The organism is Azospirillum sp. TSH20 (assembly GCF_003115935.1).
Classification (GTDB): Bacteria; Pseudomonadota; Alphaproteobacteria; order Azospirillales; family Azospirillaceae; genus Azospirillum.
In genome coordinates this window covers 37,220-52,944 of sequence record NZ_LGQU01000079.1, presented here as the reverse complement: position 1 = coordinate 52,944, position 15,725 = coordinate 37,220, and the positions used below count along the sequence as shown (strand labels likewise).

Annotated in this window: 15 protein-coding genes; 7 read left to right on the top strand and 8 right to left on the bottom strand. The window is 68.4% G+C overall.

Annotated features, from left to right (window positions below):
• Positions 1–208: 208 nt before the first annotated feature.
• A complete protein-coding gene (gene mtnA / locus TSH20_RS21645) occupies positions 209–1,300 on the top strand; it encodes an S-methyl-5-thioribose-1-phosphate isomerase (RefSeq protein ID WP_109156545.1) in 1,092 nt (363 codons plus the stop codon).
• A 31-nt stretch (positions 1,301–1,331) separates the two neighbouring features.
• On the opposite strand, the gene TSH20_RS21640 is transcribed toward mtnA, so the two are convergent.
• The 3 genes from TSH20_RS21640 to TSH20_RS21630 are packed head-to-tail and all read right to left on the bottom strand — an operon-like array spanning position 1,332 to position 4,201.
• Positions 1,332–1,517 (bottom strand): hypothetical protein, encoded by a 186-nt coding sequence (locus TSH20_RS21640; RefSeq protein ID WP_109156546.1) that lies wholly within the window; start codon positions 1,515–1,517, stop codon positions 1,332–1,334.
• A gap of 42 nt (positions 1,518–1,559) precedes the next feature.
• The gene (locus TSH20_RS21635; protein WP_109156547.1) at positions 1,560–2,978 is read right to left on the bottom strand and encodes a UdgX family uracil-DNA binding protein; all 1,419 of its coding nucleotides are present in this window, start codon (positions 2,976–2,978) and stop codon (positions 1,560–1,562) included.
• Between the two features lie 11 nt (positions 2,979–2,989).
• Positions 2,990–4,201 (bottom strand): putative DNA modification/repair radical SAM protein, encoded by a 1,212-nt coding sequence (locus TSH20_RS21630; protein WP_109156548.1) that lies wholly within the window; start codon positions 4,199–4,201, stop codon positions 2,990–2,992.
• 360 nt (positions 4,202–4,561) lie between these two features.
• Between TSH20_RS21630 and TSH20_RS21625 the strand changes: the two genes are divergently transcribed.
• Positions 4,562–5,836: a cadherin-like domain-containing protein gene (locus TSH20_RS21625; RefSeq protein ID WP_109156549.1), complete on the top strand. Its 1,275-nt coding sequence runs from the start codon at positions 4,562–4,564 to the stop codon at positions 5,834–5,836.
• A gap of 97 nt (positions 5,837–5,933) precedes the next feature.
• Here the strand turns inward: TSH20_RS21625 and TSH20_RS21620 are convergent, their stop codons facing one another.
• The gene (locus TSH20_RS21620; RefSeq protein ID WP_109156550.1) at positions 5,934–7,337 is read right to left on the bottom strand and encodes a tetratricopeptide repeat protein; all 1,404 of its coding nucleotides are present in this window, start codon (positions 7,335–7,337) and stop codon (positions 5,934–5,936) included.
• A gap of 419 nt (positions 7,338–7,756) precedes the next feature.
• Here TSH20_RS21620 and TSH20_RS21615 point away from each other — a divergent pair, with 419 nt between their 5' ends.
• Positions 7,757–8,467, top strand: a complete 711-nt coding sequence (locus TSH20_RS21615) for a DUF2076 domain-containing protein (protein ID WP_247874504.1) — start codon at positions 7,757–7,759, stop codon at positions 8,465–8,467.
• A 58-nt stretch (positions 8,468–8,525) separates the two neighbouring features.
• On the opposite strand, the gene TSH20_RS21610 is transcribed toward TSH20_RS21615, so the two are convergent.
• On the bottom strand, positions 8,526–9,893 hold the full coding sequence (locus tag TSH20_RS21610; protein ID WP_282183580.1) for a nucleotide sugar dehydrogenase: 1,368 nt from the start codon (positions 9,891–9,893) through the stop codon (positions 8,526–8,528).
• 191 nt (positions 9,894–10,084) lie between these two features.
• On the opposite strand from TSH20_RS21610, the gene TSH20_RS21605 reads away from it, so the two are divergent.
• The gene (locus TSH20_RS21605; protein ID WP_109156552.1) at positions 10,085–10,951 is read left to right on the top strand and encodes a hypothetical protein; all 867 of its coding nucleotides are present in this window, start codon (positions 10,085–10,087) and stop codon (positions 10,949–10,951) included.
• Here TSH20_RS21605 and TSH20_RS21600 read toward each other — a convergent pair.
• The 3 genes from TSH20_RS21600 to TSH20_RS21590 form a co-directional block, all read right to left on the bottom strand.
• Positions 10,948–11,265, bottom strand: a complete 318-nt coding sequence (locus TSH20_RS21600; RefSeq protein WP_109156553.1) for a HigA family addiction module antitoxin — start codon at positions 11,263–11,265, stop codon at positions 10,948–10,950. The genes TSH20_RS21605 and TSH20_RS21600 overlap by 4 nt on opposite strands.
• A 7-nt stretch (positions 11,266–11,272) precedes the next feature.
• Positions 11,273–11,596 carry a type II toxin-antitoxin system RelE/ParE family toxin gene (locus tag TSH20_RS21595; RefSeq protein ID WP_109156554.1) on the bottom strand — a complete coding sequence of 108 codons (324 nt, stop codon included), beginning with the start codon at positions 11,594–11,596 and terminating at the stop codon, positions 11,273–11,275.
• A 61-nt stretch (positions 11,597–11,657) separates the two neighbouring features.
• Positions 11,658–12,593, bottom strand: a complete 936-nt coding sequence (locus TSH20_RS21590; protein WP_109156555.1) for a neutral zinc metallopeptidase — start codon at positions 12,591–12,593, stop codon at positions 11,658–11,660.
• A gap of 406 nt (positions 12,594–12,999) precedes the next feature.
• Between TSH20_RS21590 and TSH20_RS21585 the strand changes: the two genes are divergently transcribed.
• The 3 genes from TSH20_RS21585 to TSH20_RS36170 all read left to right on the top strand — a co-directional run bounded on the left by TSH20_RS21585 (position 13,000) and on the right by TSH20_RS36170 (position 15,678).
• On the top strand, positions 13,000–13,212 hold the full coding sequence (locus TSH20_RS21585) for a hypothetical protein (protein WP_109156556.1): 213 nt from the start codon (positions 13,000–13,002) through the stop codon (positions 13,210–13,212).
• A gap of 56 nt (positions 13,213–13,268) precedes the next feature.
• On the top strand, positions 13,269–13,802 hold the full coding sequence (gene infC / locus TSH20_RS21580; protein WP_081506050.1) for a translation initiation factor IF-3: 534 nt from the start codon (positions 13,269–13,271) through the stop codon (positions 13,800–13,802).
• A 220-nt stretch (positions 13,803–14,022) separates the two neighbouring features.
• A complete protein-coding gene (locus tag TSH20_RS36170; RefSeq protein WP_109492979.1) occupies positions 14,023–15,678 on the top strand; it encodes a PAS domain-containing sensor histidine kinase in 1,656 nt (551 codons plus the stop codon).
• Positions 15,679–15,725 lie beyond the last annotated feature (47 nt).

Genomic DNA, 15,725 nt, shown 5'->3' with positions numbered 1-15,725 from the left:
GGGAGAATGCAACAGCGGACCTCGGGCGGCAGGTGGAAAATTCATCGGATATTGCACGACATGCGGGCATTCCCGAAGACGTCTCCCATGACCTGCATGGTGCCGCATCCAGCGACTGTGGGGCTGCGGCCTCCCGTCACAAGTGCATTGATGCCGGGCCATCCACCACCTAATCTCGCTGCCCAGGCTTTGGACGGAGTGTCATGTCATGCGGATCGACGGGACGGCCTACCGCACCATCTGGCCGGACGGCGAGGGTGCCGTCGCCATCATCGACCAGACCCGGCTGCCGCACGACTTCGCCGTCGTCCGCCTGACCAGCCTGGAGGAGGCGGCCCACGCCATCCGCGCCATGCTGGTGCGCGGCGCCCCGCTGATCGGCGCGGCGGCGGCCTATGGCGTGGCGCTCGCCCTGCGCGCCGACGCCAGCGACCGCGGGCTGGAGCGGGCCTGCGCCACCCTGCTGGCGACCCGTCCGACCGCGGTCAACCTGCGCTGGGCGCTGGAGCGCATGCGCGGCCTGCTGGCCCCGCTGCCGGAGGCCCGGCGCGTCGAGGCCGCCGAGGCGGAGGCAGCCTGCATCGCCGACGAGGATGTGGGGATCAACCGCTCCATCGGCTTGCATGGCGCGGCCTTGATCCGCGCCGCGGCGGCGTGCAAAAAGCCGGGCGAGCCGGTGAACGTGCTGACCCACTGCAACGCCGGCTGGCTCGCCACCGTCGATTGGGGCACGGCGCTCGCCCCCGTCTATGCCGCCTTCGAGCAGGGCATCCCTCTGCATGTCTGGGTGGACGAGACGCGGCCGCGCAACCAGGGCGCCAGCCTGACCGCTTGGGAGCTGAAGCACCACGGCGTCCCCCACACCGTCATCGCCGACAATGTCGGCGGCCATCTGATGCAGCATGGCAAGGTCGACCTGTGCATCGTCGGCACCGACCGCACCACCGCGACCGGCGACGTCTGCAACAAGATCGGCACCTATCTGAAGGCGTTGGCCGCGCACGACAACGGTGTGCCCTTCTATGTCGGACTGCCCTCGCCGACCATCGACTGGACCATCGCCGACGGCGTGCGGGAGATCCCCATCGAGGAGCGCGACGGCCGCGAGGTGAGCGAGCTGACCGGCCGCACCGCCGACGGCCGGATCGAGACGGTGCGCGTCACCCCCGACGGCAGCCCGGTCGCCAATTACGCCTTCGACGTCACCCCGGCGCGGCTGGTGACCGGCCTGATCACCGAACGCGGCGTCTGCCCCGCCACGCGCGACGGGCTGCTCGGGCTGTTTCCGGAGCGGGGCTGAGGGCGTTGTTTTTCACTGACGGCCGCCTCGGTCAGGTGGAGCGGGAGCGGACGGATAATGCTTTCCCTCGTTCGACGATCCGGTCAGCATCGAAGTCCGTCAGGCGTCTGTCGGCCAGATCGGTCATACCCCGGTCGATGTCCGCCTTCAGCGACGCGAATTCCTGGCGCTGCAGGGCGGCCAGCAAGGTGATGATCAGACGTTCGACCTCGGTCATGACTGCTCCTCATGGAATACTCGATCATACCAGAAGAGGCCGTCAACCGGCCCTTTCCACCATCTCCCGCGCCCGTCGCAGGTCGGCGACGAAGTCCTGATAGGCCTTTTCCGTCGCCTCCCCGGCCGGCAGGCGCAGCAGGTAGGACGGGTGGACGGTGACGAAGCCGTTCCAGTCGCCGAACCCCATCGGCCCGCGCTCCCGCAGGACCGACACGCTGCGCCCGGTGAGCGCCAGGGCGGCGGTGGCGCCCAGTGTCACCACCAGACGCGGGCGGACGAAGGACAGCTCCTTCATCAGCCACCAGCGGTAATGCTTCACCTCGCCGGCGGTCGGCGACTGGTGCAGGCGGCGCTTGCCGCGGGCGACGAACTTGAAATGCTTGACCGCGTTGGTCAGGTAGGCGGCGCCGCGCTCAATCCCGGCCTCCTCCAGCGCGCGGCTCAGCAGTTGGCCGGCGGGACCGACGAAGGGGCGGCCCTCCATGTCCTCCTGGTCGCCGGGCTGCTCGCCGACGATGGCGATGGCGGCCCCTTCCGGCCCCTCGCCCAGCACGGCCTGCGTCGCCCCCGGCACCAGCGGATCCGCCGCCAGGATGATGCGGTTCAGCTCGGCCAGCGTCGCCGGCTCCTGCCGGGCCATGGCGGCGACGGCCTTGTCGGGGTTGCGGCGGCGGGGGGCGGCGGCTTCCGCCTCGATCATCGCCTGCACCCGCGCAGGCGCGGAACGGATCATGGCTGGGATCGCCGCCGCTTCCGGCAAATTGGCCCAGTATTTCCGCGGCATCTCCGCCCGCATCGCCGTGGGGTTCACCCGTGCCGGGTTGAAGGTGCTCTCGTAATAGCGCTGCCAACCCTCGGCGAAGCGGTCGTCGCGGTCGAGCCCCTCCGGCCTCAAAGCCGCCGGCCCGACGGTCAGCGAGCGCCGGTCCCACTGCAGCGAGCCCACCGGCGTCAGGATGGTCCAGACCAGACTTTCGAAGCGCTCGATGAAGAAGGGGGCGGTGGCCTCGACGATGAAATGGTCCGGCTCGAACCACGCGACGTAACGCTCAGCCCCATCCGGATCCCTCACCTCGCGGAAGCGCAGGAAGGCGTGCATCTTGTGCAGGTCGCGCCGCACCGCCTTGTCGAGCAGCGCCAGCCGGTGCACCAGCGGATCGGCATGGTGGTCGAGCATGTCGCGCTCCCCCCGCAGCACCCGCCAGACCAGCCGGTGCAGCAGGGCGTAGCGTTCCGGATCGCGGTGGCAGACCACGCTTTCGATCAGCGCCCCCACCGGCCGCGGCAGCGACACCGGCGGCGCGTCCGCCGGCAGCGGAGCCATATCCCCGAACAGCGACGGTGCCGCCCCGACGCTCCACACCACGTCGTCCGGATCGGCGCCCAACGCGACCAGCCCGCGCAGCGCGCGGCGGAAGCCGTCCAGGTCGGCGCCGTCCTTTAGATCCACACGATGCATGACCCGGCCCCTCAGAACAGGCTGAGCTGCTTGGGCGGCGCCACCAGCCGTTGCCGCAGGTCGGCGCGGTCGGTCAGCCCGCCCGGATGGTGGTCGGCGGCGATCAGGAAGGCGCGTGCCCGCTTCAGACCCGACGACAGCCGCGCCACATCCTCCAGCCGCAAATTGGTGTGGCGCCGCGCCTCGACGATCTTGTCGACCGCCCGCGCCCCCAGCCCCGGCACGCGCAGCAGCATCTCGCGGTCGGCGCTGTTGACGTCGACCGGGAAACGCTCGCGGTTCTTCAGCGCCCAGGCCAGCTTGGGGTCGATGCCCAGATCCAGCATCCCGCCCTCGCCCCCGGCGGCGATCTCCTCCACCGTGAAGCCGTAATAGCGCAGCAGCCAGTCGGCCTGGTACAGCCGGTTCTCGCGCTGCAGTGGCGGCGGCTTGGCCGGCAGGGCGGAACTCGCCTCCGGGATCGGGCTGAAGGCGGAATAATAGACCCGCCGCAGCCCATAGCGGCGATAGAGTGTGTCGCTGGTCTCCAGCACCGACAGGTCGGTGGAGGCGTCGGCGCCGACGATCATCTGGGTGCTCTGCCCGGCGGGGGAGAAACGCCGCTTCTCCTCCTTGGCCTCCAGGATGCGTTCGCCGACCTGTCCCATCACCGCCTTGATCGCGGTGCCGTCTTTCTCCGGCGCGAACTCCTTCAGGCTGCGGTCGGAGGCGAGTTCCAGATTGATCGACAGCCGGTCGGCCCACAGCCCGGCCTGCTCGATCAGCCAGGGGCTGGCCTCCGGTATCGTCTTCAGGTGGATGTAGCCGGCGAAGCCATGATCGCGCCGCAGCGTGCGCGCCACCAGCATCAGCTGCTCCATCGTGTAATCGGGCGAGCGGATGATGCCGGAGGACAGGAACAGCCCCTCGATGCAGTTGCGCTTGTAAAAGCCCAGCGTCAGCTGAACCACCTCGTCGACGCTGAACCGCGCGCGGCGCACGTTGGATGAGCGGCGATTGATGCAGTAGGCGCAGTCGAACAGGCAGTAGTTGGTCAGCAGGATCTTGAGCAGCGAGACGCAGCGCCCGTCCGGCGTATAGGCGTGGCAGATGCCGGCCCCGGTGGTCGAGCCGATGCCGTCCGGCCCGCCCGTCCGCCGCTTCGCCCCCGACGACGCGCAGGAGGCGTCGTACTTCGCCGCGTCGGCGAGAATTTCGAGCTTGTCGAGCAGCGCGTCATCCACCGTGGAGGCTTCCCTCTCCCTTGAAGATGTTCGCAATATGTTCTTAATGTGGGAAAAGGCAAGCGGCCTGCCGCCCTCAACGGAACGGAGAGCGGGTTTTCAAATCGGCCAAGGGCGCGCGAAATAAAGTTTCCAGGCAGAAAAGCAATGTTACAGAGTATTCGAAAAAACGAATCAATCGCCAAAGAAAAACGAAGCATTGTATCTTGTTGCTCGTTCTTAACCAAGAAGGAAGGGCTTGTTGCAGAATAGAAATCAAATTTGTCTTTAATTTTATATAAAAAAATTTCTAATATTTCCAATCGGCGCGATGGCGAAGACGGGCGTCGACTCGGGACTCAACCAAAAAGGAATAGGGCGATGGCGGCTCAGACTTCGGTGAAAGTGGCGGTTCAGACGGGTGCGGCGAAGGACGATGCGTTCAGCCAGGGTCAGGTCACCGAAGATTCCCGTATCGCAAGCCTGAACGTGCTGGCCAACGACCCGGGGTCCGCCCGCATCTGGTCGCTGTATCAGGAGCAGACGACGCTGAACTTGGCCTCCGGTGCCAACACCGTCACTTTGACGAGTGGTGCGACGATCAGCATCAACGCCGACGGTACCATCAAGTACGACGCAAGTGGCATCACGGCCACGAACCTCGATGCGCTGGACGACGGTGATACATTCGAGGATAGCTTCACCTACACCGTACGAATGGCCAATGGTGCGCTGAGCACGGCCAAGGCCACGGTTGTCATCCAGGGCAAGAACGACGCTCCGGTGCTCAGCGGCGCTCCGGCCGCTTTGGCTGCCGGCACCGAGGATGCCGCCTACACCTTCAGCGCCGCCGACCTGCTCCAAGGCTACAGCGACGTTGACGGTGATGTGCTGAGCGTGACCAACCTCACCGCGTCGCACGGTACGGTGACCGACAACGGCAACGGCACCTGGACCTTCAACCCGGACGCCAATTACAACGGCGCCGTCTCGCTCAGCTATGGCGTCACCGATGGAGCGGTGACTGTTGATGCCTTGCAGGGCTTTGATCTGGACGCGGTCAAGGACGAGTATGCCTTTGGCTTTACGGTAACCCGTTCCACCTCCACCATTTCCAGCACCACGACGCTGACCTACAGCGGTGCACCGCCCACCGACCAGAATGCGTTCTCCCAGCAGTACGGTGACTGGGTGCGTTCACTCGCCAGCCTCGGCCAGGATCTCAACGGTGATGGAGCTGTCAGCACAGCATGGCACCAGAACTCCCAAACGAACACGATCACGGTGGAGGGAAGTGACCTGACCTTCTCGTCGACAGCCTATACGGTTGGGACCGGAAATGGTGCCAAGACCCGCTATTATGTGTCGGATCTGACGGCGACCTCCTCCATCTCTGCATCGAGCACGCTGGACGTGGCGGCAACGGACAACACTGCCTTTGTCATCAACAACTTTCAGCCCGGCTCCGACACGTTGGCCTTTACCGGGTTGGACAGCCTGTCTTCGGCTGAGTTCAACACGGCCTTCAGCATGATTGAGGCCGACGTCACCGGTGATGGAATTGTCGACACCACCATCAAGCTGGCAGGAAGCTCCTGGTCGGTGACCCTGGCTGGTGTTCATGACGTAGGGTTGAGCAGCCTGTTCGCCGTCTGATAGCGACGTTTTTCGGCCTAGGCAGCGTTGGGTTGGACAGGAGGCCCTGATCGCTCAAGCGAGTGGTCGGGGCTTTTCCTATGCGTATCCTTGCCGCTTAAGCCGGATCAAGCGCCTCGCGCAGATCGCGCAGCACGCCGTCCCACTCGCCCGCCCTGTCCTGCCGGAACAGCCGGACCGACGGATACCATACCGTGTCATGGCGCCCCTGCATCCAGCGCCAATCGGCGGCATGGGGAAGCAGCGCCCAGGCCGGACGCCCCAGCCCGCCAGCCAGATGGACGGTCGAGTTGTCGACCGACACCACCAGGTCCATGGCGGCGATCAGCGCCGCCAGCCCGTCGATGTCGCTCCAGGCGTCCAGTCCCGGATCGGCGACGTCGGCGGCGGCGACCTCCGCGGCGACGTCGCCATATTGCAGGCTGACCAGCCTCACGTCCGGCCGCTCCAGCGCTTTCGCCAGCCGGCCGAGCGGAATGGAGCGCAGATGCCCGACGGCGGCATTCTTGCTGCTCCAGGAAAGCCCGACCAGCCGGCGCCCGTCTCCCCGGCCATCCTCAAGACGCCGCCGCAGCTCGGCCACCCAATCCGGATCGGCCTTCAGGAAGGCGGGCTGGCGGCCGGCGAAATCCTCGATCCGGCGGCGCATCGGGCGCGGCAGGCTGCCGGGGCCCCCCGGCAGCAGGCCCAGCCCGCGGCCATAGCCGGCCACCGAATCCGCAATCCGCCCCAGCCCCTTCAGCCGGTTGGCAAGCTCGTTCCACAAGGCCGGATCGCTGGGGGCGAGCGCCACGGCGATGCGCGCGGCCTCCGCGGCCTGTTCCGGCAGCCCCTCCCCCGCCAACAGGCTGGCGAGGGTCGAGAACAGCCCGGCATCCGCCGGATCATCCGAGACGGCCATCGCCTGGCGCTGGACGGCCAGGGCGGCCCCGCCCCGCCCCAGTTCCCGCTCCATGGCGGCGAGCCGCAGCAGCGCCTTGGCATGCGCCGGCTCCAGCACCAGCGCCGCGCAGAAGCCGTCCCGCGCCCCGGCGAACCGCCCCTGCGCCTCGCGCAGCAGCGCGCGGTTCAGGTGGATGCTGGCGTGGAGCGGCGCCACCGTCAGCAGGGCGCCATATTGCTCCTTTGCCTCGGCCGGCCGTCCCAGATCCTGCAGAAGCCCGGCCAGCTGGAAGCGCGTCTCAACCGCCTCCGGCTGCAGGGCGACGGCGTTGGCGTAGAGGCGGGCGGCGCGGTCCGGTCGGTTCAGCGCGGCCTCGATCCGTGCCAGATTGACGTGGAAATCGGCGATGTCGGGCGCGGCGGCGATGGCGCGGCGGATCCGGTCCATCGCCTCGTCCGGCTGCCCGGTCAGCGCCGCTAGGATGCCCCACAGGTGAAGCGCATAGGGATGGCCGGGCGAGGCCGCGAGGATGCGGCGATACAGGAGGTCGGCCTTGGCGAAGCGCTCGGCCTCCTGATGATCCAGCGCCGCGACCAGGGCTTCCTGCAATGTTGCCATCCTCCTTATAGGAGGGGAGGAATCGTCACGACAAGGTCGGCCCGTCGCCGGCTCCTTTCGGGGGGAAATTGTTCGGGCGCCGTCTTGACAGGAAAGCGGGACGGGGCCACGTGCTCATCACTTGGATCCGGGCCCCTCTGGCGACTTAGACGTGGTCGCGATGTCGGATCTCTTCACCTGCTTTTGCGCCGACGGGCGTGACCGCACTTGGAGGGAGCGATGTCCTTTTCCCCGACCCCTTCGGAACACCAGCCCCCGATCCCGGCCCTTCCCGCTTCCGACGCCTGCCCGACGCACGCCGCTCCTCCGGCGCGCGGCCGCAGCCTCATGCCTCTTCGGCTTGCGCCTCTCCGGGGTGACAGGCTTGCGCCCCTTTGGGGCGTCGTCGCCGACAGTGGGACCTTTCCCGCAACCATTTCATGAGAATGATCATCGCCATGGACCAGACCGAACGCCAGATCATCGACGACCTGTTCGCCAAGCTGCATCAGGCCGAGGCGCAATCCGGCCCGCGCGATCCCGAGGCCGAGGCGCTGATCCGCGAGCGCATCGCCCGCCAGCCGGCCGCCCCCTATCTGATGGCCCAGGCCATCGTGATGATGGAACAGGCGCTTGCCGCCTCGCAAGGCCGCAACGAGGAGCTGGAGCGCCAGCTGCGCGAGCGCCCCGCCGCTCCGGCCCAGTCCGGCGGTGGCGGCCTGTTCGGCAGCCTGTTCGGCGGCGGCCGGCCGGCCGCCCAGCCTCAATCCCAGCCCCAATCCCAGCCCCAGTACCAGCATCCCGCCGCCGCCCAGGCCGCCATGCCGCCGGGTTCGCCCTGGAGCCGTCCGGCTGCCGCTGCCGGCGCCCCTGCCTATGGCGACCCGCGCGTCGCCGGCTATGCCCAGCAGCCGCGGGCCGGCGGCGGCTTCATGGCCGGGGCCATGCAGACGGCGGCCGGCGTGGCCGGCGGCATGCTGATCGGCAGCGCGCTGTCCGGCATGCTCTCCGGCGGCGAAGCCGTGGCTGCCGAGGCCGCCGGTGCGGCCACCGACGCGGCGACCGCCGCCACCGACCATGCCGAACAGGCGGTCGAGGACAGCGGCTGGGGCGATTTCGGCAGCGATTTCGGGGGCGAGGAAGAACTCTGATCACCGGAGCCGGCCCGCGGGAAGGAGGCGGCCCGCCCTCCTCCCGTGGGTCTTTCCCTCAAGCCTTCACGATGCGGCCGGCGAAGCCCTCGACGGCGCGCATGGCGTTGCGGGTGTCGACCACCAACGGGCAGTGGGCGGCGAGGCTGTGATAGTCGATGCCGTCATGGTCGGTGACGATCACCGCAGCGTCGAAGCCGGCAAGCCGCTCCGCCGTCCAGGTGATGGAGGTCCGGCCGGCAAGCGCCGCATGCTCGCGGGTGACCGGCAGCACCGGGATGAAGGGGTCGTGGTATTCGACCGCCGCCCCGCGCTCCAGCAGCATCTCCATCAGCCGCAGCCCTGGCGATTCCCGGCTGTCGTCGACGTTCTTCTTGTAGGCCATGCCGACCAACAGGATGCGCGCCCGGCTCAACCCGATGCCGGCGCGGCGGTCGAGCGCCAGGGCGAGCCGGTCCACCACATGGCGCGGCATCATCGTGTTGACCTCTCCCGCCAGTTCGATGAAGCGGGTGGAGATCTGGTACTCGCGCGCCTTCCAGGTCAGATAGAAGGGGTCGATGGGGATGCAGTGGCCGCCCAGCCCGGGACCGGGATAGAAGGGCATGAAGCCGAAGGGCTTGGTCTTCGCCGCCTCGATCACCTCCCAGATGTCGATGCCCATCGGCTCGAAGACGATCTTCAGCTCGTTCACCAAGGCGATGTTGACGGAGCGGAAGATGTTCTCGGTCAACTTGGTCGCCTCCGCCGCCCGCGTGCCGGACACCGGCACCACCTGCGGCACCACCTGCTCGTAGAGCGCCACCGCCAGCCGCCGCGCGCCCTCGTCGTCGCCGCCGACCACCTTGGGGATGGTGCTGGTGGTGAAGCTGATGTTGCCGGGATCCTCGCGCTCGGGCGAATAGGCCAGAAAGAAGTCGCGCCCGCTGACCAGCCCGGTCTCCTCCAGGATCGGCCGCATCACCTCGTCGGTGGTGCCGGGCCAGGTGGTCGATTCCAGAACCACCAGCTGGCCCCGGCGCAGCCGGTCGCGGATCAGCCGGGTGGAGGCCTCGACGAAGCTCAGATCGGGCTCGCGCTGCGGCGACAGCGGGGTGGGGACGCAGACGATCACGGCGTCGCAGGCGGCGAACTCGTCGGCGTCGATCGTCGCCCGGAACCGCCCGGTCGCCACCGCTTCGGCGACGCGGCCGTCGGCGATCTGCCGAATGTAGGAGCGTCCGCCGTTCAGCGCCGCCGCCTTGGCCGGGTCGATGTCGAAGCCGGTGACCGCGAAGCCGGCCCCGGTCAGCGCCAGGGCCAGCGGCAGCCCGACATAGCCGAGCCCGACCACCGCCACCCGCGCGCTACGGCCGCGATAGGCGCTTTCCAGAGACTGGATGTCGGGCGCCTGGAGATCGGGCGAGGTGTCCGCTGTGCTCATCATGCCGTTCCGTATAGACGCTTCTAAGGACTGGACCGCCCGGACGGCTGTTCCGCCTGCGGCAGCCAAATGTGTGACGGCCGGCGCAGCTTTGCGCAACCCCCGGGTCCCGCATGGGTGCCGGGGATCGGAAATTCTGGCGCTGGGACGGCCAAGGGTGCCAACTTCCCTGAAAACGACGGACCCCGCCCGCCATGACGCCGCACTTCCCGTCCCTCCTGCCCCAGCAGATCGCCCCGGTGGACGACCGTCAGTCGGCACTGACCGCCCGCCATCTGGGCGGTGACCCCGAGGCTCTGTACGGCTATTTCCTGGCCTTGCGCGGGGAAAGCGACCGGGCGCTCGCCGGCCTGCCGCCGGCCGGCGGCAAGCCCTATCCCTATGGCCGCTGCGAGGAGATCACCCGTGACCTCTTCGCCCGACTGTCGCAGCGTCTGGCCCAGCCGGCCGGCCCAGTGGAACGCGCGCTGCACGCCTTCGTTGGGGAAGGCGGCGTGCTGCAAAGCGTCTGGGGCGTGCTGCGCGACCAGTATTTCCAGAACGCGCTGCAGGTCGGCGCGCTCTATGTCGACGTCTCGAACGACACGGTGGTGGTCACCAAGCCGAAGGTGGAAATCCTGCCCATCGGGGAGTCCGGACTGGTGCCGGTGCGCGACCTCGACCATTTCCGCCGGACGGCGGAGCGCTATTGGGGGGCGACGCTCTACGCCAACCATCTGGCGCCGACGCTGGCGCCGCTGCTGCCGGTCCTGTCGGTCAGCCCCGGCCGGCTGGCGCCCGGCCTGCAATCGGCCTGCGACTACATGATCGCGCTGATGTGCCGCGACCGCTTCCGGGATGCCGAACGCTGGCTGGAGTCCGGCCCCGCCCCGCCGGTGGATCTCGCCGCCGCCTGCCTTGCCACCATCCCCGCCGACCTGCGCCCGCTGACCGGCCAGCCCCGGCTGGAGGCGGTCGCCGCCTGCCGCCGCGCCCGGGAAGCCGGCTGCTGGGCCGACCCCGACTGGCGCACCGCCCGCGTGCTCGACTATCTGCGCCTCATGCGCGGGGCGGGGAATTAGGCTGCCTTGCCCAGATGCGGCAGCGGCTGGATGGCGTCGAGCGCGTCGCCGATCTCCGCCCGCGCGACCTTGGTCTCGAAGATGCTTTGCAGGTTGGTCCAATAGCGGGCGTCGGTTCCGAAGGCCTTGCCCAGCCTCAGCGCCATCGGGGCGGTGATCCGGCGCTCGCCGTTCATGATCTCCGTCACCGCGTTGGGCGGCACGCCGATATGCTCGGCAAAGCGCCGGGCGCTCAGGCCCAGCGCCTCCAACTCGTCGCGCAGGAACTCGCCGGGATGAATGGGCGGCAGATTGTCGGTGGCGGAATGGCTCATGGCAACCTCAGTGGTAATCGGCGATTGCGACGTCGTAGGGCTCCCCCGGGACAGTCAGGAGATCGGCATCAGCCTGAGCGTCGCCAACCACGGCCCAGCGGAAACAGATGCGCCACTGGTCGTTGATGCGGATGCTGTATTGGCCTTTCCTCTCTCCGCCCAACGCTTCGAAGCGGTTGGATGGAGGGTGCCGGAGATCCATCAGCCGGGTGGCCGCCTGGAGCTTGGTCAATGCCTTGGCGGCTTGGCGTTCGAATGACTGGAACTCCTTTACCCGCTTGCCGGCCAGGGAATCGGCAGTCCGTTTATCCGCACATGTTCTTATCGGCATCCGCGTCCTCTCGCGGAATATTATGCGTTATGTAACGGGTAACGGTCAAGCCTGCCCCCCCTCACAGCCGGTCCGCCCCGAAGGTGTCGCAGGCTTCCAGCCGGCCGCTTTCCAGGCCGGTGCGGAACCAGCGGGCGCGCTGGGCGGAGCTGCCGTGGGTGAAGCTGTCGGGGCTGACGGTGCCGCGCGCCTGACGCTGCAGGCGGTCGTCGCCGATGGCACTGGCGGCGGTCAGCGCCTCCTCGACGTCGCCGGGCTCCAGCATCCGGCGGTCGCGGTTGGCGTGGTTGCCCCAGATGCCGGCGAAGCAGTCGGCCTGCAGCTCCAGCCGCACCGACAGGGCATTGGCCTCGGCCTCACCGCGCGCCCGCTGCTGGGCCGCCTGCACCTTGTCGGAGATGCCCAGCAGGTTCTGCACATGGTGGCCGACCTCATGGGCGATGACATAGGCCTGGGCGAAGTCGCCGGGCGCCTGGAAGCGGTCGCGCAGCTCGCGGTAGAAGCCGAGGTCGATGTAGAGCTTGCGGTCCATCGGGCAGTAAAAGGGGCCCATCGCCGCCTGCGCCCGGCCGCAGCCCGACGACACTGTGCCGGTGAACAGGACCAGCGTCGGGTCCTGGTACTGGCGCCCCATCTGCTGGAACAGGCCCTGCCAGGTGTCTTCGGTGTCGGCCAGCACGACGGAGACGAAGCGCTTCAGCTCGTCGTCGGCCTGGCTGCGTGGGGCGGCATCGCCGATCTGCGTCCGCCCGGCCGTGCCCTGGTCCGCCGGATCGCCGCCGCCCAGCAGCACCGTCGGGTCGACCCCCAGCACCATCGACACCACCAGCAGAACGATGGCTCCGCCGATGCCCAGCCCGCCCTTGCCGATGCGGATGCCGCCACCCCTGCCGCCGAAGCCGCCCCCACCGAAGCCGCCACCGAGGCCGCCACCGGCACCCCCTTGCCCGCGGCGGTCCTCGACATTCTCGCTTTCCCGTCCGCCCTGCCACCGCATCGCCACCCTCCTTCACCCGTCCGTTCCGATCATCAGGCCCGCTGTGCCGGTGGAGACGAAACCACGGGAGAGCTTCCCGCGTTCCATTCGGGTTCGGCGGCCGGATGGAGAAGCGGAGCGGAACGCTTGAAAAGCCAGGACCCGGCCCCCATCTGGGGAAAGGTCGAAAACCGCTTGCGCGGTGCGTTCCCCTGCCTTTGCTCCCCGCCTTCTCCGGTCCGACGGGAGGGAGCCTTTTCCGGGGACGCCGGACTTTTGGAACATGCCCGCATCCGGGCCTGTTTCGTTTTATCGGAGCCTCTCGCGGCGGTGCGCCGCTTTGGTTCCCGTTTCACGACGCCACACACAAGCAAGAGCCGGCCGGCACCGAATCCATCGGTCCGCCCATCCGGCCTGGAGGATTTTCATGACGACCCCGATCCTTTCCGCCCTTTCGCATTCCACCGGCCATTTCACCGCCCAGCCCGCGCTTATGCCGGCCCAGCTGGCCTCGAACCGCCTCTCTGCTGGCCAATTCGCCGCAGTTGAGGGCAAAAAGGCCGATTTCCGCTCCGCTCCGGAGCCGTCCGGCTTGACCCGGAGCGAAGTGCGGCAGATTGTGCTCGACATCCTGGGCTGAGCCTCTCGACCCGGGCTTAGCCCCTTTCTACCCCTCCACGACCACAGGAGATCACCATAGCCAAGCTCTACGACGCGGACCCCGTCCGCGAAGGCCCGCGCCTCAACCGTGAAATCACCGCCCGTATGGTCCGCCTCGTCGGCGCCGACGGCGAGATGGTCGGCGTGGTGCCGCTCCGCCAAGCGCTGGAAGCCGCTGCGGATGCCGACCTCGACCTCGTCGAAGTGGCGCCCCAGGCGGATCCGCCTGTCTGCAAGATCCTCGATTACGGCAAGTTCCGTTTCGAGGAGCAGAAGAAGGCCAACGAGGCGCGGAAGAAGCAGAAGATTATCGAGCTGAAGGAAATCAAGCTTCGGCCGAACATCGACGATCACGACTATGACGTGAAGATGCGCTCCGCCATCCGCTTCATCGAGGAAGGCGACAAGGTCAAGATGACCATGCGCTTCCGCGGTCGCGAGATGGCGCACCAGGATCTCGGTCTGAACGTGCTCGTCCGTGTGCGCGACCAGCTCCAGGACATCGCCAAGGTCGAGCAGATGCCCCGGGTCGAAGGTCGTATGATGGTCATGGTGCTGGCTCCGCGCTGAGCCCTGGCCAAAAGGGAACCCGCGGGGCGGTGCGCCGCCCCGCCCCTTTCCCCTGATGACTGCAAATCCCGCCCCAAATTGCGCCGGACAACTCCCGGCAAATTCCGCGTAATGCGGCGGAATGATACCTGGATAGTCGTATTGGGTTATTGACCCTGTCGGTATCGAGCGCGGATCATTGGGAAGTTTGCTTCCTCCTTTGTTCCGGAAAGTCGTTGTTATGAAGGACGAACGTGTCGCGCCCGCCTGGGAACCCATCTCCGGCGAACGGCAGTTCCGCCTGCTGGTCCAGAGCGTGGTCGACTACGCCATCTTCATGCTCGACCCCACCGGCGTCATCCGCAGCTGGAATGCGGGGGCGGCGCGGATGAAGGGCTATGCCGCCGACGAGATCATCGGCCGGCACTTCTCCAGCTTCTACACGCCAGAGGACCGCGCTGCCGGCATGCCGCAGCGCGCGCTCGCCACCGCCCTGTCGGAGGGAAAGTTCGAGGCGGAGGGCTGGCGCCTGCGCAAGGACGGCACCCGCTTCTGGGCCAGCGTCGTCATCGACCCCATCCGTGACGAGACCGGGGCTCTGCGCGGCTTCGCCAAGGTCACCCGCGACATCACCGAACGCCGCAAGGCCCAGCAGGCGCTGGACGAAGCGCGCGAGGCCCTGGCCCAGGCGCAGAAGATGGAGGCGGTCGGCCAGCTGACCGGCGGCGTCGCCCACGACTTCAACAACCTGCTGCAGGCCATCAGCAGCAGCCTGGAGCTGATCGAGCAGCGGCTGTCGGACGGCCGCACCGACGTCGCCCCCTTCGCCGCCACCGCCCGCGCCGCCGTGGACCGGGCCGCCACCCTGACCCGGCGCCTGCTGGCCTTCGCCCGGCGCCAGCCGCTGAAGCCGGAGCGCGCCGACCTCAACCTGCTGGTGGTCGGGCTGTGGGACCTGCTGGGCCGCTCGGTGGGCGAGGAGATCCGGCTGGAGCGCCGGCTGGCGGAGCCGCTGTGGCCGGTCCATGCCGATGTGAACCAGATCGAAAGCGCCCTGCTGAATCTGGTCATCAACGCCCGTGACGCCATGCCCGACGGCGGATCGGTGACGGTGGAGACCGCCAACGCCAGCCTGCGGCCGGCCGATCTCGCCAACGAACCGGGGGTGGAGCCCGGCGACTATGCCGTGCTGACCGTGCGCGACAGCGGCACCGGCATGCCGCCGGACGTGCTGGCCCGCGTCTTCGAGCCCTTCTTCACCACCAAGCCGATCGGCCAGGGCACCGGGCTGGGGCTGAGCCAGCTCTACGGCTTCGCCCGCCAGTCCGGCGGCTTCGTCCGCATCGACAGCGCGCTCGGCCGCGGCACCGCGGTGCATCTCCACCTGCCGCGCGACCATGCCGCCGCCGCCGAGCAGGCAGACCCCGCCCCTGCCCCCGCCGCCGTCCCCACCCCGCCCACCGGCCGCGCCGGACGGGGCACGGTGCTGGTGGTGGAGGATGAGGGGTTGGTCCGCATGCTGCTGGTGGAGGTGCTGGAGGGCGACGGCTACACCGTGCTGGAGGCCGCCGACGGCACCACGGCGCTTGCCCGGCTGAGCGAGGCCGCGGCCGGGCGGGAAGGCACCAGACCGCCGGTCGACCTGCTACCGCCGGTCGACCTGCTGGTGACCGATGTCGGGCTGCCCGGCCTGAACGGCCGCCAGCTGGCGGAGGCGGCGCAGGCGCATTATCCCGATCTGAAGGTGCTGTTCCTGACCGGCTATGCCTTCCAAGCCCTGGACGACAGGCCCGGCGATGGCGAGGATGGGCTTGGCCGCAACATGCGCATGCTGGCCAAGCCGGTGGCGGTCGATGCCTTCCGCGCCATGGTCCGTTCGATGCTGTCCGACGGATGATGCCGGCCGCCCGGCGGCTGTCCCGCCCCGTCCCGTTTTCGCCCGTC